At 34.8% G+C, this 23317-nt stretch carries 23 protein-coding genes and 2 pseudogenes; 10 read left to right on the top strand and 15 right to left on the bottom strand.

Annotation, left to right across the window (positions count from 1 at the left end):
• Positions 1 to 82: 82 nt before the first annotated feature.
• The 6 genes from ACTXGU_RS08295 to ACTXGU_RS08320 form a co-directional block, all read right to left on the bottom strand.
• Positions 83 to 547 (bottom strand): PTS sugar transporter subunit IIA, encoded by a 465-nt coding sequence (locus ACTXGU_RS08295; RefSeq protein ID WP_443481041.1) that lies wholly within the window; start codon positions 545 to 547, stop codon positions 83 to 85.
• A gap of 169 nt (positions 548 to 716) precedes the next feature.
• Positions 717 to 1124 carry a GNAT family acetyltransferase gene (locus tag ACTXGU_RS08300; RefSeq protein ID WP_443481042.1) on the bottom strand — a complete coding sequence of 136 codons (408 nt, stop codon included), beginning with the start codon at positions 1122 to 1124 and terminating at the stop codon, positions 717 to 719.
• Positions 1125 to 1151: 27 nt separating this feature from the next.
• Positions 1152 to 2195 (bottom strand): DUF1835 domain-containing protein, encoded by a 1044-nt coding sequence (locus ACTXGU_RS08305; RefSeq protein ID WP_443481043.1) that lies wholly within the window; start codon positions 2193 to 2195, stop codon positions 1152 to 1154.
• 56 nt (positions 2196 to 2251) lie between these two features.
• Positions 2252 to 2596 (bottom strand): n-acetylglutamate synthase, encoded by a 345-nt coding sequence (locus ACTXGU_RS08310; RefSeq protein ID WP_443481044.1) that lies wholly within the window; start codon positions 2594 to 2596, stop codon positions 2252 to 2254.
• 18 nt (positions 2597 to 2614) lie between these two features.
• Positions 2615 to 3364 (bottom strand): glycoside hydrolase family 25 protein, encoded by a 750-nt coding sequence (locus ACTXGU_RS08315; RefSeq protein WP_443481045.1) that lies wholly within the window; start codon positions 3362 to 3364, stop codon positions 2615 to 2617.
• A 127-nt stretch (positions 3365 to 3491) separates the two neighbouring features.
• Positions 3492 to 4055, bottom strand: a complete 564-nt coding sequence (locus ACTXGU_RS08320; protein WP_443481158.1) for a TetR/AcrR family transcriptional regulator — start codon at positions 4053 to 4055, stop codon at positions 3492 to 3494.
• 441 nt (positions 4056 to 4496) lie between these two features.
• On the opposite strand from ACTXGU_RS08320, the gene ACTXGU_RS08325 reads away from it, so the two are divergent.
• Positions 4497 to 5699 (top strand): YhgE/Pip domain-containing protein, encoded by a 1203-nt coding sequence (locus ACTXGU_RS08325; RefSeq protein WP_443481159.1) that lies wholly within the window; start codon positions 4497 to 4499, stop codon positions 5697 to 5699.
• Between the two features lie 66 nt (positions 5700 to 5765).
• Here the strand turns inward: ACTXGU_RS08325 and ACTXGU_RS08330 are convergent, their stop codons facing one another.
• The 4 genes and pseudogenes from ACTXGU_RS08330 to ACTXGU_RS08345 all read right to left on the bottom strand — a co-directional run bounded on the left by ACTXGU_RS08330 (position 5766) and on the right by ACTXGU_RS08345 (position 7914).
• Positions 5766 to 6137, bottom strand: coding sequence for a nuclear transport factor 2 family protein (locus ACTXGU_RS08330; RefSeq protein WP_443481046.1), 372 nt, complete (start codon positions 6135 to 6137; stop codon positions 5766 to 5768).
• Between the two features lie 67 nt (positions 6138 to 6204).
• On the bottom strand, positions 6205 to 6483 hold the full coding sequence (locus ACTXGU_RS08335; protein WP_443481160.1) for a chorismate mutase: 279 nt from the start codon (positions 6481 to 6483) through the stop codon (positions 6205 to 6207).
• A gap of 30 nt (positions 6484 to 6513) precedes the next feature.
• A pseudogene (locus tag ACTXGU_RS08340) lies at positions 6514 to 7002 on the bottom strand (GNAT family N-acetyltransferase); the annotation flags it as partial.
• A 39-nt stretch (positions 7003 to 7041) separates the two neighbouring features.
• Positions 7042 to 7914 carry a LysR family transcriptional regulator gene (locus ACTXGU_RS08345; protein WP_443481047.1) on the bottom strand — a complete coding sequence of 291 codons (873 nt, stop codon included), beginning with the start codon at positions 7912 to 7914 and terminating at the stop codon, positions 7042 to 7044.
• 127 nt (positions 7915 to 8041) lie between these two features.
• On the opposite strand from ACTXGU_RS08345, the gene ACTXGU_RS08350 reads away from it, so the two are divergent.
• From ACTXGU_RS08350 to ACTXGU_RS08365, 4 genes are all read left to right on the top strand, one after another.
• Positions 8042 to 8554, top strand: coding sequence for a hypothetical protein (locus tag ACTXGU_RS08350; protein WP_443481048.1), 513 nt, complete (start codon positions 8042 to 8044; stop codon positions 8552 to 8554).
• Between the two features lie 144 nt (positions 8555 to 8698).
• On the top strand, positions 8699 to 9475 hold the full coding sequence (locus tag ACTXGU_RS08355; protein ID WP_443481049.1) for a class I SAM-dependent methyltransferase: 777 nt from the start codon (positions 8699 to 8701) through the stop codon (positions 9473 to 9475).
• Positions 9476 to 9590: 115 nt separating this feature from the next.
• Positions 9591 to 9962 (top strand): winged helix-turn-helix transcriptional regulator, encoded by a 372-nt coding sequence (locus ACTXGU_RS08360; RefSeq protein WP_443481050.1) that lies wholly within the window; start codon positions 9591 to 9593, stop codon positions 9960 to 9962.
• Between the two features lie 133 nt (positions 9963 to 10095).
• Positions 10096 to 10617, top strand: a complete 522-nt coding sequence (locus ACTXGU_RS08365; protein WP_443481051.1) for a DJ-1/PfpI family protein — start codon at positions 10096 to 10098, stop codon at positions 10615 to 10617.
• A gap of 135 nt (positions 10618 to 10752) precedes the next feature.
• Here the strand turns inward: ACTXGU_RS08365 and ACTXGU_RS08370 are convergent, their stop codons facing one another.
• Positions 10753 to 13797: an efflux RND transporter permease subunit gene (locus ACTXGU_RS08370; protein WP_443481052.1), complete on the bottom strand. Its 3045-nt coding sequence runs from the start codon at positions 13795 to 13797 to the stop codon at positions 10753 to 10755.
• A gap of 649 nt (positions 13798 to 14446) precedes the next feature.
• Positions 14447 to 15055: a hypothetical protein gene (locus ACTXGU_RS08375; protein ID WP_443481053.1), complete on the bottom strand. Its 609-nt coding sequence runs from the start codon at positions 15053 to 15055 to the stop codon at positions 14447 to 14449.
• A gap of 170 nt (positions 15056 to 15225) precedes the next feature.
• Here ACTXGU_RS08375 and pepT point away from each other — a divergent pair, with 170 nt between their 5' ends.
• The 5 genes and pseudogenes from pepT (at position 15226) to ACTXGU_RS08400 (ending at position 20484) form a co-directional block, all read left to right on the top strand.
• A complete protein-coding gene (pepT, locus tag ACTXGU_RS08380; protein ID WP_443481161.1) occupies positions 15226 to 16461 on the top strand; it encodes a peptidase T in 1236 nt (411 codons plus the stop codon).
• 456 nt (positions 16462 to 16917) lie between these two features.
• Positions 16918 to 17331, top strand: coding sequence for a hypothetical protein (locus tag ACTXGU_RS08385; RefSeq protein WP_443481054.1), 414 nt, complete (start codon positions 16918 to 16920; stop codon positions 17329 to 17331).
• A gap of 161 nt (positions 17332 to 17492) precedes the next feature.
• Positions 17493 to 18137 (top strand): ribulose-phosphate 3-epimerase, encoded by a 645-nt coding sequence (rpe, locus tag ACTXGU_RS08390; RefSeq protein WP_443481055.1) that lies wholly within the window; start codon positions 17493 to 17495, stop codon positions 18135 to 18137.
• Positions 18138 to 18469: 332 nt separating this feature from the next.
• Entirely contained in the window at positions 18470 to 19078 is a 609-nt protein-coding gene (locus ACTXGU_RS08395) for a Type 1 glutamine amidotransferase-like domain-containing protein (RefSeq protein ID WP_443481056.1), read from the top strand.
• 207 nt (positions 19079 to 19285) lie between these two features.
• A pseudogene (locus ACTXGU_RS08400) lies at positions 19286 to 20484 on the top strand (AGE family epimerase/isomerase).
• Between the two features lie 2 nt (positions 20485 to 20486).
• On the opposite strand, the gene ACTXGU_RS08405 reads toward ACTXGU_RS08400, so the two are convergent.
• The 3 genes from ACTXGU_RS08405 to ACTXGU_RS08415 form a co-directional block, all read right to left on the bottom strand.
• The gene (locus ACTXGU_RS08405) at positions 20487 to 20810 is read right to left on the bottom strand and encodes a YnfA family protein (protein WP_443481057.1); all 324 of its coding nucleotides are present in this window, start codon (positions 20808 to 20810) and stop codon (positions 20487 to 20489) included.
• Positions 20811 to 21252: 442 nt separating this feature from the next.
• Positions 21253 to 22425 (bottom strand): M20 family metallopeptidase, encoded by a 1173-nt coding sequence (locus ACTXGU_RS08410; protein WP_443481058.1) that lies wholly within the window; start codon positions 22423 to 22425, stop codon positions 21253 to 21255.
• A gap of 339 nt (positions 22426 to 22764) precedes the next feature.
• Positions 22765 to 23304, bottom strand: coding sequence for a sigma-70 family RNA polymerase sigma factor (locus ACTXGU_RS08415; protein ID WP_443481059.1), 540 nt, complete (start codon positions 23302 to 23304; stop codon positions 22765 to 22767).
• Between the last annotated feature and the right edge of the window lie 13 nt (positions 23305 to 23317).

Genomic DNA, 23317 nt, shown 5'->3' on the forward strand with positions numbered 1-23317 from the left:
TTGCTGTTTTTAATTTTAAATTATTTAATGGAAAAAAGTGTTATATAGACTTCTCTTGTAACACTTTTTTAGTATATACCGATTAGGAAATAACTTTAATGCTTCCCTCTTCAACGATCACTTTTTCATTTGCTCGTAAATTGGTAAATACAACAGATGTAATAATGGAAGGTACTTTCGTTTTGATTAAATCAAAATCAATTTCCATTAGCTTTTGTCCTCGTTTTATTTTTTCGCCCTCTTTAACGAATGCCTTAAAGCCTTCTCCTTTTAAATTAACTGTGTCCATGCCAACATAAATCAGTAATTCTTTTCCATTTTGTCCTGATAAACAAATCGCATGCTTTGTTGGCAACACACTCATCACTACCCCATCAATCGGAGCAACTAACGTCCCATTTATAGGATCAACCGCAAATCCTTCCCCCATCTTTTTTTGTGAAAATATCGAATCTGGAACTTCTTCAATAGCTAGCAATTTTCCTTTCAAAGGCTGTATAATTTCTAACTTGTTTTCAGCTTTTCTTTTAAAAAAGTTTTTAAACATGGTCAGAACCTCCAGTCGTTTATTTTCTATTGTAATTTCGTTCTATCCGTATGGCTTTTTTCCTCCTTATAAAAGAAAAAACTCTTCTTTTACCTATATAGGATAAAATCGCTTTATTTGTGATAGCCCCTTCCATCTTTATGCTTAATACAGGCTTTTGAAGCCTGACTTAAATCCATTTTTCCATAAAAATTAATTCATCCTTTTTAAATCCCTGTTTTTTATAAAATTCTTGTACTTTCTCATTCTCCAATTCAATTAAAAGGTTAAGCTTTTCACAACCAATTTGCTTAAAACGAGATTCTAGCTCCTTCATTATTTGATGACCTATATTTTTCCCTTGATAATCTGGATCAACGGCTAAATGATTAATCCAGCCTCTCCTGCCATCATAGCTGCCCATTACTGCACCAACGACTTTATTATCATTCTCTACTACAAAAAATAATTCTGAATCTCTTTTTAATTTTTTCTTCATTCCTTCATATGTATCTGAACGAGATAAGGTTAAGCCAGCTTTTAACCACAATTCAATGACAGAATCAAAATCATTTAATGTAAATTCACGAAAATTCATATCATTCTCCTTTAAAAAATAATCCCATCAACGCAGTTTCACACTATAATACCGCATTGCTCGTGGCACCCCTTGAATGGCTAACGCTCCATCTATTATTAACTGTCTCAGTCTATATTCCAAGTACATATCACCAATATCTTGATTTAAATGCCCTATTACATCGCCGATAACTCTAGCAGACTTTATAAAATCGTTATTGCCCCGTTTATTATGCAGTTTTTTTACTGTTTCCATTATATAGTCATCATAATAATCTTCCGCAACGCTTTGAATATGACCGTTGTTCCATATTCTTAGTACTTCTTTTGATTGAGATAGCTTTTCCCATTCAGTCTCCAGCTTTTTACGTTCCTCTTGTGTTATAGGTGCAGCCGTTTTATTTTTTGTATAAATGATTTTTAAGTTATCGTAACCAATTGCTCCGGTACATATAGGAGATTCTGTATTTTTTGATTGGGGAATTTGTGTTTTAAAACAGGAAGTAGCATTAATAATCTGAATATCATTTCGTTTATCTTTTAATAAGTATAAAACAAATCGTAAACCAGTTTGTTCATGGGCATTATCTCCCGTCCAAATCACGATCGGAATATTACTCGGAATATCCTTTAATTTCAAAATTTCATTTTTATAAAACGTTTCATAAATATCGATGTCTTCCTCATAATTAAGATGATTCACCATCCAGTTGCTTCTGTCTATTATGCCAGCTTCCTCATTCAAGCTAGAAATTGGACCAATAGAAAATGTATCTGAAAAAGAGACAACTTGTTCCTCTTCGTTTAAATTCAACTCTTTTAATGTTATTTTTAAACTGCCGGCAGGAGAATCACCGAACACAATATGAATCTTTTTACCATACTCACTTATTTCATTCTTTTTTTGCTTGATTTTATACTGTAGAAAATCTGTATACATCTTTTTCAAATCATTCGTAAACTTTTCTTCAGGATACTCATTGTCCTCTAACATTTTAATGCGAAAAAAGAAAAAATATAATAGTGATTTTGCTTCTTCTTCACTTGTATCTTGAACGAATTTCTTTAACTCTTCTAACGATGAAATCAATATAGAAATCCCCCTTATCGATTCTTCCAAAATGCGCTCGATTGGATGCGAAGACTCTAACTTACAACTTCTTCAATAATGGAATTTCCTTCTGTCTCTTCATCATCCATCCATTTCCAGCTTTCATGCAGCCTAATGCGACCATCTGGCAAGATTTCAGGAGTTGAGATACATTTGCCGCCCCTGATTTCATTTTTATTATTCACGTGATTATAGCGAAACTCTAGACAGCCATCTTCTTTTACAATTCCAATCAGTGTTCCTTGGATAATTTCACCTCCACTGTATGTTGCAGATAGAATATTCCCCGTTTGTTTGTATATAAAAAATGTTTTGGAAGAAACTTCTCCATTCGCAGTATTTTCAATGGAAACAAATTTCCGGCCATCATAATGTATCATTTTTGCTGCCCCCTTTTTCTACTTATTACCATACTCAGCAAATTCTTTTTCACTTCCGTAAAATACATTTAAATCGATAAACTTTTCTTTCCCGCTATATCCATTTAATCGCCCTCTGTCGGCATACTGCCAAAACGTCCAGTCCCTATCATCTGGCAAAGAAGGCTTCGTATAAACGTTTCGTATCCAAAGGTCGCAAGTATTAAAATGATCTTTTATATACAAATTATAAGCTTTTTGTGTAGCGTAAAGAATAACATGTTTGTCATAATGCTCTTCCAACATTTTTACCATTATAGTAAGCTCTTTTTCTACTTTCCTACGATCGGGAGGATTTTTATCTTTATCCCCGTAAAACTCGACATCAATTACTGGAGGCAATGCATCGTTTTCTGCGGGAACCGTTTTTATATAATTCTCCGCTTGTGTCTTGCCTTTGCTGTCATAGCTGAAAAAGTGGTAGGCTCCTATCCGTAAATTAGTCTTATTTACATTTTTCCAATTAGTTAAGAAATGATTATCAACAAAAGCGCTCCCCTCCGTAGCTTTTATAAAGGCAAAACGTACATCTTGTTCCTCTAATTTTGACCAATTCACTTCTCCTTGATAAGCTGCAACATCTACCCCTTTTACGGAATAGTGTTTTGCATTCGTACTATTAAGTAAAATGATTCCTTGATTCCACAATAAGAACGTTACGAATAGTACAATTAAAATAGGAGTAATAATAAAAAGCATTAATTTAGTTTTTTTCTTTTTTGAGTTCATTTTATCATGCTCCACCTATATACCATTATCATCCATAACCTAATTTTACCATACTATTAAACAATGAACATCATTTCCTCTTTGCACGCTCTTTGATCCCTCATCACACAACAGTTGCCACAAGCTATTATAATCCCAGTACCGTTCTTGGGCCCATAAAAGTCATCTTAAATAACATTAAGGCAATTTCTTCTGGAGTTTGCTTCATCCCACTGAGCAGCCATTGTTGTATCACGCCGATATGTGCTGACATGATATAAGCAGAAAAAATTTCTACTGGCACCATCATATCTTCTTCCTTTGCTTTATCAAAAATATGAAGCAGCAGATTGTTTTTCATTAACTCTTTTAATTTTTCCTGAAAAGAAGGATCTCCTTTTGGTCCTAGTACAACTTTCATAAATGCTGCGTTTTCTTGTAAATATTCAAATACTTTCACTACAAATGGAAGTGGTTTATTTTTAGCGTGAAACGCATATATATCCTCTATACTCAGCTCTTTCATTTGACTTTGTTTCTGTTTTAATACTTGTAATATTTCTTCTTCGCTTTGCTCCAGCAAATCGTATTTATCGCGGTAATGTAAATAAAAGGTACCACGGTTAATATCGGCTTTTTCCGTTAAATCACGTACGGTAATGCCATCGAAACCTTTTTGCTCCATTAGCTCCGTTAAAGCATCTCTAATCATTCGTTTCGTCCGGAGAACTCTTCTATCAATTGATGGTTCTGACAATGTATTTATCTCCTTTTCTTTATTCTTTTGGCTGTTTTCTCAAGGTTTGTTGTTTTTCACGTAAAAAAATGGGAGAAGAAGTACTCAGCAGACTGAATACACGTAGACTCCTGTGGGAATGCGAGAAAGACGAGACCCCACAGGAGCGTATGCGACGAGGAGGCTCGACGCTCGCTAAACGAACGAAGTGTATTCAGGCTGCACGTTTAAAAGCAACAATCTATACGAAAACAGCCTTTCTTTTTATAATTAATCAACAAAATAATAAGAATTGTTGAATATTAAACAACGCACTAATTATTGTTCATTGTGTTTCTATCTAAACTAATTATAATTAACATTGTGATGATTAATCAACAACTTGTTCATTTTTGAAAGGAGGAAATCATTTTGAAAATTTTCAAACAAAAAATAATTGCCTTTTCACCAATTCTTGTTCTTGTAGTTACATTCTTATTTAGTCTTACTTTTGTTCCATCCATTCATCCCACTCCAAAAAATTTGCCGATAGCTATTGTTAATGCTGATAAAGGAGTTGTTCTTCCAAATCAAACGAAGTTAAAAATGGGAGAAACAATCATGAACAATATAAAAAATAACAGCAACGCAAAGTCAAATGAGGAACCAGCGATACATTGGATTGAAGTAGCAAATGAAAAGCTTGTAGAATCAGGACTTGATAATCAGGAATATTATGCAGCGTTTATCATTCCAAGTGATTTCAGTCAAAAACAAGCAACATTGCAAACGAATCATCCTTCTTCCCCTACTATTGAAATAATGTTGAATCAAGGGATGAATTATACAGCAGCAAATCTTGCTGGACAAATGCTTAATGGAGTAGCAGAAAATATTAATCAAAATGTTCGTGATGAAGTGTTAAGAGGATACGAAAAAGCAGGTATTTCGCTTACACCACAACAAGTATCCAGCTTGATTACACCAATAAAAACAAAAGTAATCAACGTTAATAAAACAGGTACTCACAGTGCAAATGGTAATGCTCCAGTGTCCTTGTTTCAACCTGTATGGATGGCTAGTTTAATTGGGGCGGTTTTAATCTTTACAGCTTGGAATAAAACCTCATTTTCAAACCGCAAAGAGAAGTTTTATGCAAGAATAATGCAAGTTATAATTGGAATCTTGCTTTCGATTATTGTTGGATTTGGATTAACATGGTTTGCAGATGGAATGCTGGGACTTGATATTCCACTAAAAACAGATACAGCTTTATTTATAACGATCACGTATTTTAGCTTTTTCTGTATGATTTCTGCCCTTCTAGCTTGGATCGGTTTTGCTGGTGTACCAATCACTGCCTTGACTCTTTTCTTTGGTGCTCCACTGTTAGCAATGGCTCCAGAATTTATGCCAGCCTTTTATAAAGATTGGATTTATCCATGGATTCCAATGAGATTTATGGTAGATGGCCTCCGTGAATTATTCTTCTTCGATAAAGGATTAAATTGGAATCACGCAGTAGCAGTATTAACGGGAATTGGATCTGTTAGTTTAATTGTTATGTTAGCATCCGTAATAAAACCTACCCGTAAGAAAAAAGAAGAAAAAGTTAGCGTGGCAGATGTGGAAATGACTTAATGTTCATCTGTACGCAAGGAGAAGAAAAAACGCTTATTCATTTGCTGAATAAGCGTTTTTTATACTTCATTTAGACTTCATCACTGTCCCCTGGTGAAAAAACATTTGCCATCTTCCGTCTATCCATTTCCAAATGGAGCTTCTTAACGTATGATGATTTCTCGTGTCGTCTTTCACCTTATATGTCACGAGTACAGCCTCCTCTGATAAAGGATGGATTTCAAAATCATAAAGGGACATTTTCCTTGCACCAACGCCACCCTCTCCTAAACAATCTTCCCTATACCATACATTTCCCGAACTGCCGAATTCAAAAAAATCGTTTGCGAGCAGCTTCTCTAGTTCAGATGGTTGCAATCGAATTTCAGGTTTTAACAAGCTTTCTTCTAACCTACACAAATGTTCTTTTAAAGATAATTGGCTGTTTGAACGATTCATTAGAACTAACCACCTTGACTATTTTTTCATAGCTTAACCTAGAGAAAGAGGCAAAGGCATAATATTTTCAATCAAAGTCATTACTCTTCATTATTTTCGTATGTACCTCAAGCTCCTCTTTAATAAAACAAGCAATCATCGTGCGATATACTTCCTCGATTAGATCTGGGCTTACATTTTTTTTCTCTGCTAAATTTCGGACTTTTTCAATAACCGCTTCCACTCTTTTTGGTGCTTTTACATCGTCTGTGTCTTTTTTAAAGCGAGCAGCTTGAGCAACAAAGTCACTTCTTTCCTTAATTAATCCGACAATTTGGCTGTCTAAACGATCAATATTCTCTCTCACTTCTTCTAAGCTGTGGACATTGTTTATATGAACAATGTACTCATAAAATATGTCATCAATTGCAACTTTCGGAAAAGACTCAGGCAACTCTTCAGCAGCTATTCGTTTAAAGCCATTTTTTTCATAAAAGCGCTGAGCAGCTTTAAAGTTAGATGTTGTTCCTAAATGAATCGTTTTAATTGACTTGTCCTTTGCCCATTTGATGGCATTATTCAACAATAACTTTGCCGTTTTATATGCAGATCCACGGTATTCTTTCTGAACAAACATTCTCCTTAATGCTGCTTGGTTATTGCCAATATCAAACAGACTGATCGTTCCGATTACTTTATCATCATGAAGAGCCACCCAAAAGTTCCCTATTCCAGTTTGATAGAAATATTCGATGGCGGATAAATCTGGCTGTCTTTGAACCGTAATGGAAATATTATATTCCTGCTGTTGGATCGAAAGGATCAAGTCAACAACCTGACTCTGATATTCACTGCTATATTCTTTTACAATAATATTTTTGTTCATAATGGACTCCTCAATCATGTTATTTTCACCTATATCCCTTTAAAACTTATTTAATTCTTCTTGTAAAAATTCGATAAATGCACTTGCTTCCTTTGTTTTTATTTTTGTCAACAAATAAGTAAAGGAAGTCGGAAGCGAAATTTTATCCGCTTTTAATTGGACCAATTTATTCCTTGCCAACTCTTCCTGCACCATCGTCCATGGCAAAAAGGAAATGCCTAGTCCAGATTCGATAAAGCGTTTTGTCACTTCCATTTGATTCACTTTCAAGAATCGGGCAGTTGGATAATACCTTTTAATTTCGTTTAGAAGACTGTCCCAATAAGCGGGATGATTATGGGTAATTAATCTGTATGTTTGCAGAACACTCTTTTCATCATACTTGCATTCTTTCTCTTTAGCAGGTCCTACTAATATAACAGGATCTTGATGAATAATCTGGCAATCCAAATTTATTTGTAAAGGTTCGACTCTTGTTAACCCGATATCTGCCCTGCCTGCATCTATTTCCTCTCCTATTTCAAATGAACTCAAGACATTGACTAAAACTTCTATATCTGAATTTTCATCTATAAAACTTCTTAATATAGACGGTAAAATAGAAGAAGCAATTTGCGGGGCAGCTGCAATAATTAATTTACGTTTATAGCCTTGTTTCCACGATTCAAAATCGTCTAGTCCTTGCTCATATTTTTTGACAATTTCCTTTGCATATGGAAGAAATCTATAGCCAGCTTCTGTAAGAAGAATTGTTTTTCCGGTTCTTTCAAACAGAGGAACATTCAAATTTTCTTCCAGCTTTTGTATATGTTTTGTAATTGCTGGCTGCGTTAAAAAAAGCTCATCAGAAGTTCTGCGGAAGTTTTCATATTTAGCTGCAACAATAAACGTTTTTAATAATTTAATATCCACATTAAGCACCTTGTAATAACCATTCGTTATTAATTTCCACTTTTTTTGTTAATGTTCATTATGTATTTCTTCTATTATAATCGAATTAGAAAAAATATACAGCTTAAAAGAAAAGCGAAGGCGTCAATTGTCTTTCATTCGTGCTATGAAGGACAAAATCGGTTCAAAATCGAAAAAAATGTCTTTCATTCGTGCTATGAAGGACAAAATCAATTCAAAATCGAAAAAAATGTCTTTCATTCGTGCTATGAAAGACAAAATCGGTTCAAAATCGAAAAAAATGTCTTTCATTCGTACTATGAAAGACAAAATCGGTTCAAAATCGAAAAAAATGTCTTTCATCCGTGCTATGAAAGACAAAATCGGTTCAAAATCGAAAAAAATGTCTTTCATTCGTGCTATGAAAGACAAAATCGGTTCAAAATCGAAAAAAATGTCTTTCATTCGTGCTATGAAGGACAAAATCGGTTCAAAATCGAAAAAAATGTTTTTCATTCGTGCTATGAAAGACAAAATCGGTTCAAAATCGAAAAAAATGTTTTTCATTCGTGCTATGAAGGACAAAATCGACTTAAAGGATTATCTTTCACAGGGGATAGGCGCTGGCCTGCTAAATACGCAAAAGAGGAAAATCGACTAAGTACGCCACGTCCTTATTTCTTCGTCGATTGATTCGCATCCTGCGAGCCTGTGGCAACGCCGGCACTTGTACGTCCTGTACGCCTACGCTAGACACTCGTCTAAGTTGAAACAAATTTTAAAATTAAATAAAAGGAGAATTATCATGGGAGAAATCAAAAGTAATCAAGATAATTGGAATGCAAATTTATACGATTCAAACCATCGTTTTGTTTCAAAATATGGAAATGATGTCGTAGAATTATTAGCTCCAAAAAAAGGGGAAAGAATACTTGACCTTGGCTGTGGAACAGGAGATTTAGCCAAAAAATTAGCTGATTTCGATGTGGATATTGTCGGAGTAGATAAATCGGAGAGTATGATTTCACAGGCTATCAGCAAATATCCAACTATTCCTTTCTTTGTTCAAGATGCAACTGAGCTGGAATATGACCATGAATTTGATGCAGTATTTTCAAATGCTGCCCTTCATTGGATGAAAAAACCTCAAGAAGTACTTGCTTGCATCTATAAAAGCTTAAAAAAAGGTGGACGATTTGTTGCAGAGTTCGGCGGCAAAGGGAATGTTCAATCAATAACAGATGGAACGATGCAATCTATGAAAAAAGCTGGATTACAATTAACACCAGATCAATTCCCTTGGTACTTTCCAAGCATTGGAGAATATACGACTCTTATGGAAAAGGAAGGATTTAGAGTGACGTATGCCCACCATTTTGATCGTCCAACCAAATTAGATGGAGAAGATGGTTTAAAGACTTGGATCAGGATGTTTGGACATGATTTTTTTAGTGGAGTGGAGGAAGATTTGCAGCAACGTATTATAGCAACGACTGTCCATGATTTAAAAGATACTTTATATAAAGACGGCAATTGGATTGCAGATTATAAAAGAATTAGGGTTATTGGGGTGAAAGAGTAACAATTTCCGGTTCATTTTGATTTGAATGGTTGAGTTTTATTTTGTCTATCCATTTTCTCCCTCTTTCACTATCTATGATAATATGGAAGAAAAAACGTTTAAAAAGGAGAAAAGAATGTCTGATACACTTCGAGAGGAAATTAAACAAAAGCTGATAAATGGAGATTTTCATTGTGAAAAAGAACTAACATTGTCTATTATCAGTGGGAAATGGAAAGTGGTTATTTTATGGCATTTAGGGGTGGAAGGAACTCATCGATTCAGTGATTTACAAAGACTTTTCCCTAAAATATCTCATAAAGTATTAACAAATCAACTGCGGGAATTAATGGAAGATGGCATTATTCATCGGGAAGTAATACCCGAGATTCCTCCAAAAGTAGAATATTCGATGACTGAATTAGGGATGAGCATATTGCCGATTGTCGAAATGATGTTTGAATGGGGAAAAAGGAGAATTCAACAAATACAGAAGGAATTAAATTAGTAGAACCCGACAGCCATTCATTAGTAACCTGTTAGTAACCTTCTTACAAAAAAGTGCATTCTTCACAGGCTATTTTGTTGATTATAAAATAGATATTGTAAAGAAATGATAATTTTTATAGGGGGAACTACAAATGAGTAAAAAAGCATTACTAATCATACCACCAGAACGGTTTAATGAAGTGGAATTATTTGCACCAAAAGCAGAGTTAGAAAATAACGGAATTGATGTAACAATTGCTAGCACAAAAACTGGTATCATCACCGGTGACTATAATGGAAAAGTTGAAGCAGCTGCTGTATTCTCTGACGTTTCTGCAAGCGACTATGATGTGATTGCAGTTATTGGCGGTTCCGGAACGATTGACCACTTATGGGGAGACAACACCTTACTTACCTATTTAAAAGATGCCTATGCACAAAAAATTCTTATTGCAGGCATATGTGCAGGCTCTGTATCTGTCGTAAAAACAGGTTTACTTTCTGGCCGAAAAGCAACTTGCTATCCAGTTGATGTAATGATAAATGAATTAAAAGCAAATACAGTTGATTATGTTGCCGAACATGTAGTAGTACATAAAGATATCATTACAAGCAATGGTCCAGATGGTGCGGAACAATTTGGAAAAAGTTTAGTTGCTGCATTTAGTTTATAACTTTAGCTGAATACTTACAAAAATTGATCTTTAAATTTCATTTTTTAAACACAAAAAGATTGTCTCCTAACTTTTCCCTTCCAACTAATTTGGGAGGATGATGGAGACAATCTTTTTCCTTTATATAGTTAAAGATTAAACATCTTCTGTTCTAAAATTGCCTTTTTCCACTATATCCGTCTTATTCATTCGCTGTTTTTTCGATTTTCTAAAATAAAGCAGCTCATAAATTACTGGAATAATGATTAATGTTAAGATTGTTGCGACTGCCAACCCGCCGATAACGACGATTGCTAAGCTGCTTGAAACTAAATTCATGCTTTCCGCTTGTTTAAACAGCAACGGAAGCATCGCAGAAATTGTTGCGATAGCCGTCATTAAAATCGGTCTCATTCTAACAAGCACTGCTTCTACAACCGCATCTCTTATCGTCATTGTCTGTTCATTATGTTTCACACGGTCTAAAAGTACAATCGCGTTCGTTACAACGATTCCGATAAGCATTAATGCTCCAAGTAATGCTGTTACATCTACAGAAATTCTGCTGATGATAATTCCAGCTATTGCTCCGATTGCAGCGAGCGGCAAGGATGCTAGTATCGCAATTGGTGCTTTTATCGATTTAAAGGTAATGACCATAATGATAAACACAATTCCAATCGAAACAAGCATTGTCATAAATAAATCATTAAAGTCACTTGACTGGTCTGCACTTGCTCCTCCAATCAATACTTTTACATCAGATGGTATTTTTAACCCTTTGCTTTTACCATCTCCATTTATTTTTTTGTTAATTTCATCTGAGATAACCGATACTTTTTCTGGATCAATGACCGCTGTTAAGCGTATATAAGGATCGCCGTCTTTATGATAAAGCTTAACAGGTTCCTCTTGTTTACTAATATCAACTAAATCAGATAAAGTTTTCGGACCAGCTTCTGTTGTAATCGGAAGCTTCTTTAAGTCTTCTTCTGAATTAATTTTATACATTGGCTCGAGTTGAACAGCTGTTGATTCACCATCAATGTTAACCGCTCCAATTGGTGTGCTGTTGATTAACATAGATGTTGACTTTGCAATTTGATCGACTTTTCCTAGTCCAGGTTTTACTTCAAATGAGTAAACTTGTTTCTTATCTTCCTGATTGCTTGTAAGCTTTTCAATTCCACTAATATCCGCTATTTCTTTTTCTACCATTTCTGCCGTATCTTCTCGTTTTTTGCTGTCTTCACCAACGATGTCAATCGTGATGCTTGTTTGGCTTCCTCCCATTAAAGTCGACTCGCTGGCTTCTAGGCTTGCATTAGGATAGTTTTTCTTCTGCTTTTGCATATCTTTTACAAATTTGCTAATATCCTTTTCATCTTTAAATGTTACTAACAGCTGAGACTGTGTAGAGGAATTAACCTGGCCAAATTGTGCTGCATCTTCTGCATTTCCAAGCTGTAAATAAACATCTTTTATACCTTCTTGCTCTAGAATATATTTTTCTAATTTTATTGATTCAGATTTTACTGTTTCTATCGGTGTTTCATTTGAATAGGTCAATAATACAGATGCAAATTCTGGTTTTGAATTATCCACTGTTCCTTTCGGCAGAAGCATATAAGAAGCAACACTTCCTCCAAATACAACAAACGCTGTAATTAACACGATTGCTTTGTGATTTAAGGACCAGTTTACAATTTTCTCTAACCGTTTAGACGGTTTATGTTCATGCAGCTTCGCATTTTTTAATAAGCTTGCACTCATTAACGGTACGACCGTTAATGCAACGATAAGGGATGCTAATAGTGAATAAGTAATCGTCAAGGCAAATGGCAAAATAAAATCTTGTAAGCTTCCTCCTAATAATCCCATTGGCAAAAATACTGCAACCGTCGTTAAGGTAGAGGATGTAATAGCTGCGCCTACTTCTTTTGTAGCCTCTATTACCATCGAGACAGAAAATTTTTCTTGCTGCATTTTTCTAAAAATATTTTCAATGACAACGATGCTATCGTCAACAAGCCTTCCGACTGCTACCGCTACACCGCCTAATGTTAATATATTTAAAGTAACACCAGACATTTTTAATAAAAATAAGGTGATTGCTAGTGACAACGGAATGGAGACAATCGTTATTAAAGTAGAGCGGATGTTTCTTAAAAATAGCATAATAACAATGGTCGCAAATGCTGCACCTAATAATACTTCCCTCATCATGCTGTTAACAGAGGATTTTACTGTATCTGCAAAAGTGATCATCACCCTTGCATCCACATCATTATATTTTTTACTGATTGATTTTGCTGTTTTTTCAGCATTATCGCTGACCGCTACTGCATTGGAATTTCCGTCTTTTGAGATGACTAAAAGAAGCGAGTCTTTCCCATTTACTCTTGTTAAAATATTTTCTTGCTTTTTTAATTGAATGTTTGCAATGTCAGCAAATGAAGTGGATTCATTTATTTTTACATCTTTTAGTTTTTCTAAACTGTCAACTGTACCGACTATTTTCATATTGATCGATTTATTATCAATTACTTTTTCTCCAATCGAATAAGAAGCATTTTGCCCTTGAAGAATAGAGATGACTTGTTCAAATGAAACGTGGTTTTTCATTAATTTTGTCTGATCTAATTGAACAGATACATGAGAAGGTACTGTCCCATATGTTTGCACACTAGATACACCGTCTATATCTTTAAATTCTGGAATAATTTTCTCTTTTGCAAATTCTATATTCTTTTGTGTTACTTCGTTATCGAAGCTGACAGACACATAAGATACTGGAATCATCGATGTGTTTAAAAGAACAACATGTGGTTTTGAAACTGTATTTGGCAGTGTTAAAGCTGCTAATGCCTCTTCTATTTCTCTTTTTGCTTCTTTTTTATCTTTTTTCGAATCTAAGTGAATTTCCGTACTTGAATAACCATCACCCGTAGTTGAAAAAATATTGACTTTTCCATCAATCGAATCCAAAGCATTTTCAACAGGTTTGGTTACCTGGTCTTCCATACTTTTTGTATCCATCCCTTCTCCTAGCACAACAACAGATAAAAATGGCTGATCAGCAGAAGGCAATAATTCCATCGGCAATCTAAAATAGCTTACTGCACCGGTAATTAAAAGAATTATTGCAATTAATCCGACAGCAGCTTTATTTCCAAAAGCCCACCTTGTAAACCAAGACAATGTTCATTTCCCCTTTACATTTTAAATTTTTATAGCTTTTGCTTTACCTCATTTATTGTAGTTATTATTTGGAAAACAATGGACTGTCTGACGCTGTATTTAGGTCTAGGTCTCTAGACTGAATTTATAAGGGTTAGAATGAGGCTAGAAGTTTATAGCCACAAAAAAAGCACTGAGAGACAATTTTTTCAGTGCATTATGTGTGTTAATTTAGTCAATACTACTGCAGTTTTACTGATGTACAATTTCTACCGAAGTTTTCTTCAGATTTTTTCGCTGTTGCACTCACCACCATCATTTTCCGTCATCAATCCTTCATAAACCGTCATACACTTCATCACTATTCGTTGCTAGCATCTTATATTCTTCTTAATTACTTGCAATCCTATTGGACTGTTTAACTTTCATAAATTTTTAACATTTACTTTACATGAATTTTGATTTTAAAAATTAAAAGCATTCATTAAAAGCTTCTTTTAATAAATGTTTTTTCTAATCGATTTACAGATGCCTCTATTAAAAGCATTTGTTTCACCTGTTTAGATCCCTTCTTTATTTTGGACTACTAACCAAACAAAGTCAGAAGCAAAAGCCATAAGTTTTTATGTCCGTCTAATAAACAAAAAAAATTCTCCATCTAATTTTTGTATTACTTATTTCCCTGCATTAACTTGACTGTTTCGTCCACCCCAACTGCATATTCAGCAAATTTTCCGTTTTTCACGTGAATCATCGTTGGTGTTCCTGTTATCTCTATTACATCTGCATTGGCTGGGGTTTTATTTCCGTACGGTGTGTTATGCCTTGCGATCATTTTCTTATCTTTTGTTGCTTCAAAACTCCAGGAAACGTCCTTACTATTTTTATAATCATCTATATTTACCCCTGCATTTAACACTTCTTTTCCGGCTTCTATTTTTCCAATCACTTTATCGTACTTTTTATGATGCGCTTCCCAGTCATACCATCTGCTTGTATTCAATGAATCTTGCATATCCACTATATAAATAGGGATCTTTGCATTATTGCTGAAGCGAAGCACGTCTTTTTCGATTTGTTTACAATACGAACAAGTTGCTTGCCAATAGTACACGATATACTCGTCCTCTTTTTGTGCAAATGTATTTTGCACACTTATCTTTTTTATATCATCAATCGAAGTATTTTCTCTATTAAACGTCAAAAACTTTATGCCAATAAAACAAACAATAAGGATAAAAACTAGTAAAATGATTACAACACGCCGAATATTTTTCATGCTTCGCCTCCTCGTTTTCATACTGTAATTGTACCGATAAAAACCAATTATTTTTTTGTGCATTTTTTGGATTTTTTATCAAGAAAGTGACTTTTTGCATAATTGCAAACGAGAAATATAATTGTATTTCATGGTAAAATTTACTTAGTTTAAAAAAGGAGGCAAAAATGATGCAGAGCAGTATAATGGACCGATTTATTTCCTACGCAGCTGTGGATACACAATCAAATGCAGATTCACAAACTTGTCCATCTACATCTGGCCAGCTTACATTGGCCAACATGTTAGTGGAAGAATTAAAAGAAATTGGGATGAAGGAAGTAACCATCGATGAAAATGGTTATGTAATGGCTACACTCCCTGCAAATACCGATAAAAATGTACCAACCATTGGATTTCTTGCCCATTTAGATACTGCTACCGACTTCACAGGAAAAAATGTCCGCCCGCAAATAGTAGAAAACTATACTGGCGGCGAGATTATGTTAAATAAAGCGTTATCGATTATTTTATCACCAAAGGAATTTCCAGAGCTAAAAAACTATGTCGGACATACTTTACTTACTACTGACGGAACTACACTTCTTGGTGCAGATAATAAAGCAGGAATTGCCGAGATTATGGCGGCTCTTATTTATTTAATGGATCATCCTGAAATAAAACATGGAAAAATCCGCGTCGCTTTCACACCAGATGAAGAAATAGGAAGGGGACCTCATAAATTCGATGTAGATGCCTTTTCTGCTGATTTTGCCTATACAGTAGATGGCGGTCCACTTGGCGAGCTGCAATACGAAAGCTTTAATGCAGCTGGAGCAAAAATTACCGTAAATGGTACAAATGTTCATCCAGGTACTGCCAAAGGAAAAATGGTAAATTCCATTAAAATCGCCATGGAATTGCAAGCTAGCTTGCCAAGCCTAGAAGCTCCTGAGTTTACAGAAGGATATGAAGGTTTTTACCATCTATTATCGTTTGAGGGAGATGTGGAACAAACAAAGCTTTATTATATTATCCGAGATTTTGACCGCTCTGAATTTGAAAAGAAGAAAAGCTTCTTGGAGCAAATCGTCAATGAACTAAATAAAAAGTATGGCGAAAATACCGTTATACTTGCCCTTGAAGATCAATACTTTAATATGCGGGAAAAAATTGAACCTGTAAAAGAAATTGTGGATGTTGCGTATGAAGCGATGAAAAATTTAGGAATTGAACCAATTGTTCAGCCAATTCGCGGAGGTACAGACGGATCACAGCTTTCTTATATGGGATTGCCAACCCCAAATATATTTACTGGAGGAGAAAATTTTCACGGTAAATTTGAATATATTTCGGTTGAAAATATGCAGAAGTCTGTTGAGGTAATCGTAGAAATTGTCCGGTTATTTGAACAAAAAGCAGTTTAAGAACAAAAGCGGAAGCGCCTTGCTCATCGCCGTACGGACTGAAGTGGCTTGACTTATCTTAGGGAGAAGACCTGAAGTACGATAGGCGATAGACACTGCAGCTGGACGCAGACTAATCCCCTTTAGTTATCAACAACCAAGTTTCGTTTATAAATTCCTAGAGAACACGAAAGTCATTAATCTATTCACAGCACTACATATTTCTCTAATGGAGCTGTCTTAAAGCGGCAGTTCCACACTTTTCCGCCTATTCTTCTTCCATTTTTATACAAGGTTTTGTACTTTTGCTAGTTTAGTATATAATAGTTTTCGTGCAAATATCCAGATCGATGTAGATCATGCAGCTTAAAATACGTGTTCAAAAAGGCAACAAATTAGAAGCAAGCCAACGAAAAGATTAGCCGCTTGAGTTTGGTGACTTTTTGAACATCCTCTTAAAGATAAAGGAGTTAAAAAATGAACACAATTTACAAAACAAAAGAAGACGTTGTCCAAAACAGAGAACTTCATCATTTTATTTTTAATATGTTTGGACTTCACTCAAAAAAGAAAAGGGTTCAAAAGAAACTTTTCAAACAAGTTTTAGAACAAGAAACATTATTAAACAAAGTAGTAGAAGAATTCCACCAAAACGAAGAAAATGCGCAGGCGGAAGTTTCATCTTCCACTATTAACTTCTCAACACTTCCGGTTACCACTTTACTAAAAGTCGGAAAAGAGTTTTTTAAAGAAGAAGAGTCCGTACGATTTTATTACAATAAAAATAAACCGGAGCAATATAAAAACAAAGAGCTTTTAATACAATGTATTTCTTCTAACTTTCAATCTTGTTCCGCAGAAACGAAACAAAAAGTGGAACGCTTTATATAAAAATTTTCTCCCCGTCTTCGTTCAGCTTAGAAGAAGGGAAGGCTGCCTGTTCTTCCCTTCTATCATTTGATATAATTTTAGGTACAAGATTTTCACCTGAATAACATAATAGGAAATAACCACAAAAACAGAATTAATACATATAATTGGAGGTATTTTTTATGATTAAAATTGCACCCTCTATTCTATCTGCAAACTTTGCCGCTTTAGGTGAAGATATAAAAGATGTCGAACGAGGCGGAGCGGATTATATCCATGTTGATGTCATGGATGGTCATTTTGTTCCTAATATTACGATTGGACCGCTAGTTGTCGAAGCAATTCGCCCTATTACAAAATTGCCGTTGGATGTTCACTTAATGATTGAAAATCCTGATCACTATATTCCTGCTTTTGCAAAAGCAGGTGCTGATATTATTACGGTACATGTAGAGGCATGCCGCCATCTGCATCGCACTATTCAATTAATTAAAGAACAAGGAATCAAAGCTGGTGTCGTCTTAAACCCAAGCACTCCTGTTGATACGATTCAGCATATAATAGAAGATATTGATATGGTTTTATTGATGACTGTTAACCCTGGCTTTGGCGGTCAAAAATTTATTTCTAATGTTGTACCAAAAATTTCAGCAGTACGTCAACTTGCTGATCACTTTAATCCTGAATTGGAAATTGAAGTGGATGGCGGTATTAATGCAGAGACAGCAAAAATTTGCGTCGAAGCAGGTGCCAATGTTTTAGTGGCAGGTTCGTTTATTTATGGAAATTCAAACCGCGAAGAGGCTATTAATGCTATAAGAGGATAATTATCCTCTTATTGATTAAATATATAAAAACCAATTTGTTTATTATCCACACACTTAAAGCTTTTCTCTTTAGAAAAGCTTTTTTTATTTTTAGGCTATTAATTAAGACTATTAATATCCAAAAAATTATGAACGTGCATTCTATAATAATTACAAGAATGTATGTTATTAGTCGATTTGAATGAAGGTGTTCAATATTATTCGTATAACCTCAAAACAAAATCATACTGAATAAAGGTTTATGGTAATATTTGTAGAATCAATAATAAAAGAGAAAACATATAATCTGTCCGTTATTGAACATAAAGGGCAAAATAGAAAGGGGATTGAAAATGGAACGAAATATAATTGCCATTTCAGGTGGGGGTTTTTCTGAAGAAGTAGATGCTTATATTGATGAATATATAATAAAACAAATCAGTGATTCTTCTTCGATAAATATTTGTTTTATTTCAACAGCAAGTAATGATGCAGAAGAATATATACATAAGTTTCATCATTCTTTTTCTAAATATAATACAACTCATATCACAATTAAGGATATGCTGAATCCAAACATACAAGAGATAATTAATTCTCAACATATTTTGTATGTTGGAGGTGGAAATACACAATACATGCTTTATAAATGGAACGAAACGAACTTTAACGGTGTTTTAAAAAAAGCATACAATAACGGCATAATACTTGCGGGAATAAGTGCAGGAGCAATGTGTTGGTTTGAAAAATGTTATAGTGAACGAGATAATGATACATATGAAGAATTTGATGGTTTAGGTATTTTAAAAGGCACATTATGTCCGCATTATAATGACACTATTCGAAAGAAAGCATTTGATTCATGGGCGTCAAAGCAAAATTATTTTCGTATTTATAAGTTAGAAGATAATCAAAACCTGCACTTTAGAAATGAAGAGTTAATTGCACGAATTGATACATAAAGCGAAGCGTTTTTTTAACATTCGACTCTCGAATATCACAAGAAAAATAGAGTTGATATTACACGTTTCGTAGAGCTATAACTCTATTTATTTATATTAAATCAACAATGAAATTTAACATTTCCTATTTTAATATTGGGAATAGATTCTATTTCTTTCTCATAATGATTACCATATATGCAATAAAAATATATGGTGGTGGAACAAATGAGAACTCATCATGCACAATCCCCCTCTTTTTCAGATCCTGCATGGTTAAAACAGCAAATAGAAGCAATTCTTCGTTTTTATTATCCGCGATGTATAGATACAAAAAATGGCGGATATTATCAATGTTTTCTTGATGATGGAACGATTTGTGATTTTCAGACGAAAAGTTTAATTGGAACAGCTCGCTTTATTTATATATTCAGCACTGGAGCGATGATAGGTCATGCTTCTTGGTGTATACCTGTAATTGAACATGGATTAGCTTTTTTGCAAAAATATCATTTAGACAAAGAGTATGGCGGCTTTTTTTGGTTATTAAACGGCAAAAAAGCAAGTGATCCATCCAAGCGTACATATGGTCATGCATTTGCCCTTTTAGCGGCTGCAAAGGCGTATCAAGCAGGAGTGAAATCTGCTTATCCTCTTTTGGATTTTATTTATGATGTCGCAGAAACATATTTTTTGAACCTAAATATCAGTTGTATTTAGATGAATTTGACAGAGACTGGAGCAATCCTTCCCCATACAGAGGGCAAAATGCCAATATGCATATGTGTGAAGCAATGATTGCTGCATATGAAGCAACTTCTGAAGAAAAGTATTTAAAAAAGGCTTATATACTCGCTAAAAACGTAACTCGATTAACTTCGCAGTCTAGCGGCATGATCTGGGAGCATTATGATTCAACATGGACTATTGATTGGTCCTACAACGAAACAAATCCTTCTTTAAAAGAATTTCGCCCAGAAGGTTTCATATTCGGCCACTCGATTGAATGGAGCAAGTTGCTTTTAATGTTGGAAAGACATCATTCCGAACAATGGATGGTAACAAAATCAGTTGAATTATATAATCTAGCATTCAAAAAAGGGTCTGATCCATTGTATGGCGGCATCTATTACTCTCTATCAATAGATGGAAAAATTCTTGATGCTGATAAACATTACTGGGTGATGGCAGAAAGTTTTGGAGCGTCTGCTCTCTTGGCAAAAAAATTACAATCCCCAGATTACCAGCATAATTACGACACTCTTTTTTCTTATGCCTGGATGCATTTTGTCGATAAAAAGCATGGCGGCTGGTTTCAGTTATTAAATCGGGAAAATCAAAAATACAGCAATATAAAAAGCCCTGTTAATAAAACAGATTATCATCCGATTGCGAATTATTATGAAGCAATGCGGACATTTATTTAAGTTTAATGCCTAGGTGCAAACAATATAACAGAAGCGCCAATGATACAAATCACTGCTCCAATCCAGTCATACAAATCTGGTGTTTTTTTGTCAATTCCCCAGCCCCACAAAACGGATAATACAATAAACACGCCTCCGTATGCAGCGTAGACTCTACCAAACGAAGGGAATGATTGGAAGGTAGCAATAATTCCATACAATACTAATATCATTCCGCCGATTACACCAAAAAAGCCTGATTTTCCTTCACGCAGCCATAACCAAATTAAATAGCCTCCCCCGATTTCAGCTAATCCTGCCAGTAAAAATAAAATAAAAGTCATCATAATGAACCTTTCTTTCTCGTTCAAGGAAAAACACTCGGCTTTTATTCATGACATCACCAAGTGTTTTCCTCTTGTTTTTATTATTGATAGTGTTGTTCCTTTTAATAGCACTGATTTTTCTTTTAACTCTTTTCGTATAGATTGTTGTTGTTTAACCCGCAGCCTGAATACACTTCGCTTTCCGTGGACGAGCGCCGAGCCTCCTCGTCGCTATGCTCCTGTGGGGTCTCGTCTTTCTCGCTTTTCCCGCAGGAGTCTACGTGTATTCAGGCTGCTCCGTGCTTCAACCATGTTTATTGTTTTATTCAAAAACAACAAACTTTTAGAAAACAGCCTTCTTTTTACCTTGTGAATTATATCATATCTTACCCTATACAGCGTTTGCTAGTAGTAACAAGCTTTCCCAAATAATATATACTTCTAATGCCAAAAATGAATGCTGCTATACTATATCGGCATGTGAGAGGTGAGCAGCATGTTGACTTGCTGTCAGCTTGCTGATAATCGTTGCCAACATGAACGTTCTTTCCACAAACGTATCTAAATCAAGATATTCTTCCTTACTGTGGGCAAAACCGCCTACTGGTCCTAATCCATCCATTGTTGGAATACCTAATGCACTTGTGAAGGCACCATCTGATCCCCCTCCAGTGTATGTATCTTTTATATTAATCCCTGCTTCAGCACCCGCTTCTTGAACAATTTTTAATAGTTTAATAGAACCTTTCGTTTTTTCCATTGGCGGACGGTTGATTTTACCTTTTACTTCAATTTCTGTTCCTTCTATATCTGAAACAGAACAAATCTCCCGAATTTTTTTATCAAGAAGAGGAGCTTGTTCCATCTTCGCTATTCTAACATCTACTCCTGCAATCGCTGTTGACGCTACGGTGTTAACGGATGTTCCACCTTCTATCATACCAACATTTACAGTGATTCCTTCTTGATATTTTGTCAATTCATGCAACTTTATTGTTTTATATGCTAGTTCCGCAATAGCACTTCTTCCTTTTTCGTGTTCTACCCCTGCATGAGCAGCTACTCCTTTCACTTTTAACGTATATCTTCCACCTCCCTTACGTGCCGAAACAATCGAGCCATCTCTTCTTCCAGGTTCAACTATAAGGGAATATTCCTTATTGTTTGCAGTCTGTTCAATTAATTTTCTAGAAGAAGTAGAACCAATTTCTTCATCACTGTTTAAAATGATTTCTACGTTTTTATACCCTTCATTTCCAGCATGATGCAATGCTTTTATCGCATAAAGGACCGACACAAGACTCCCTTTCATATCAACTACTCCAGGTCCATATGCAAAATGGCCCTCCATGCGGAACGGTCTGCTTTTTACTGTCCCTTTTGGAAAAACAGTATCCATATGAGCAACTATCATAATCTTTGGATTATCAGCTTCTTGATGACGAAGAATAATGTGATTGCCTCTTTCTTGTTCTTCGATAATTTCTGTTCGAAATCCTAATTCTTTGTATTCAGAAACTAGCATCTTTCCAATCTTATCAATCCCTTTTTTTACATAACTTCCGCTATCAATATTGACAAGAGTCTCTAGTAAATCTATCATTTCTTTTTCTTTGCTTTTAATATAGTGTTCCATCCCCTCAAAACCCCTTTTTATATTATTATGAAAAGAAACACAGACGGCTAAGCCGAGCCAATAACTCTACTTTCCCCATTATTCTTTCTAACTAATCAGAATATACTGACTATTAAAGGTATATATATACCCAACCCACTATTATTCATAAGTATAGGGACCCGAAATATTATTGTCAATTAGCAAAACAGGGATTAAAAAATGTTTATTGCTGCCGTCGCTTGTTTTTCTGCTGTTGCACTAAAATGTTTTGCTTAGTTATCAGCCTCTCTGAAAAAAAATAAAAAAACTCCCAAAGGAAGTTTTCTACTCGAACTTATTTAAAGAATGTTTCCCTTTCTATACAAGCGAAACATGATATAAACCTTTGGTTTTTTCATCCTTCTCCATCGTTTTTCTTAATACTTTTAATGCACGATGCTGTGTAATTTTCACTTTGCTTTCCGTCCACCCTAAATAGGCTGCTGTTTCTACAATTGACATTTCATACAGATAACGGTTAATAATAACCATTCGTTGATCAACTGTACAAACTTGAAGACAATCGTTAATCCAGTTGAATACTTCTTTTTGGAGAGTAACGTCTTCTGGCAGTACGCTATCATCTTTCATTTCCGTAAAAAAAGAGATATTCGCATAAAAGTTATGTAAATTAATTCCTTTTTGTTTTCGAAAATGGTCAAAAGCAATATTCCTTGCAATTGTATATAACCATGTTTTTTCACTACTGTTCCCTTTAAAACCACTTTTCGTTTTTAGAACTCGCATAAATACTTCCTGGACTAAATCTTCTGCTTGTTCTTGATTTACACCCATATACACTAAAAAATGAAAAACATCGTGGTTATATTTTACAAATAACTCTTCTATAGAAGACACTCTCTCCACCCCT

Origin of the sequence: Niallia sp. 01092 (assembly GCF_052318935.1) — a bacterium.
Taxonomy (GTDB): Bacteria; Bacillota; Bacilli; order Bacillales; family Cytobacillaceae; genus Niallia.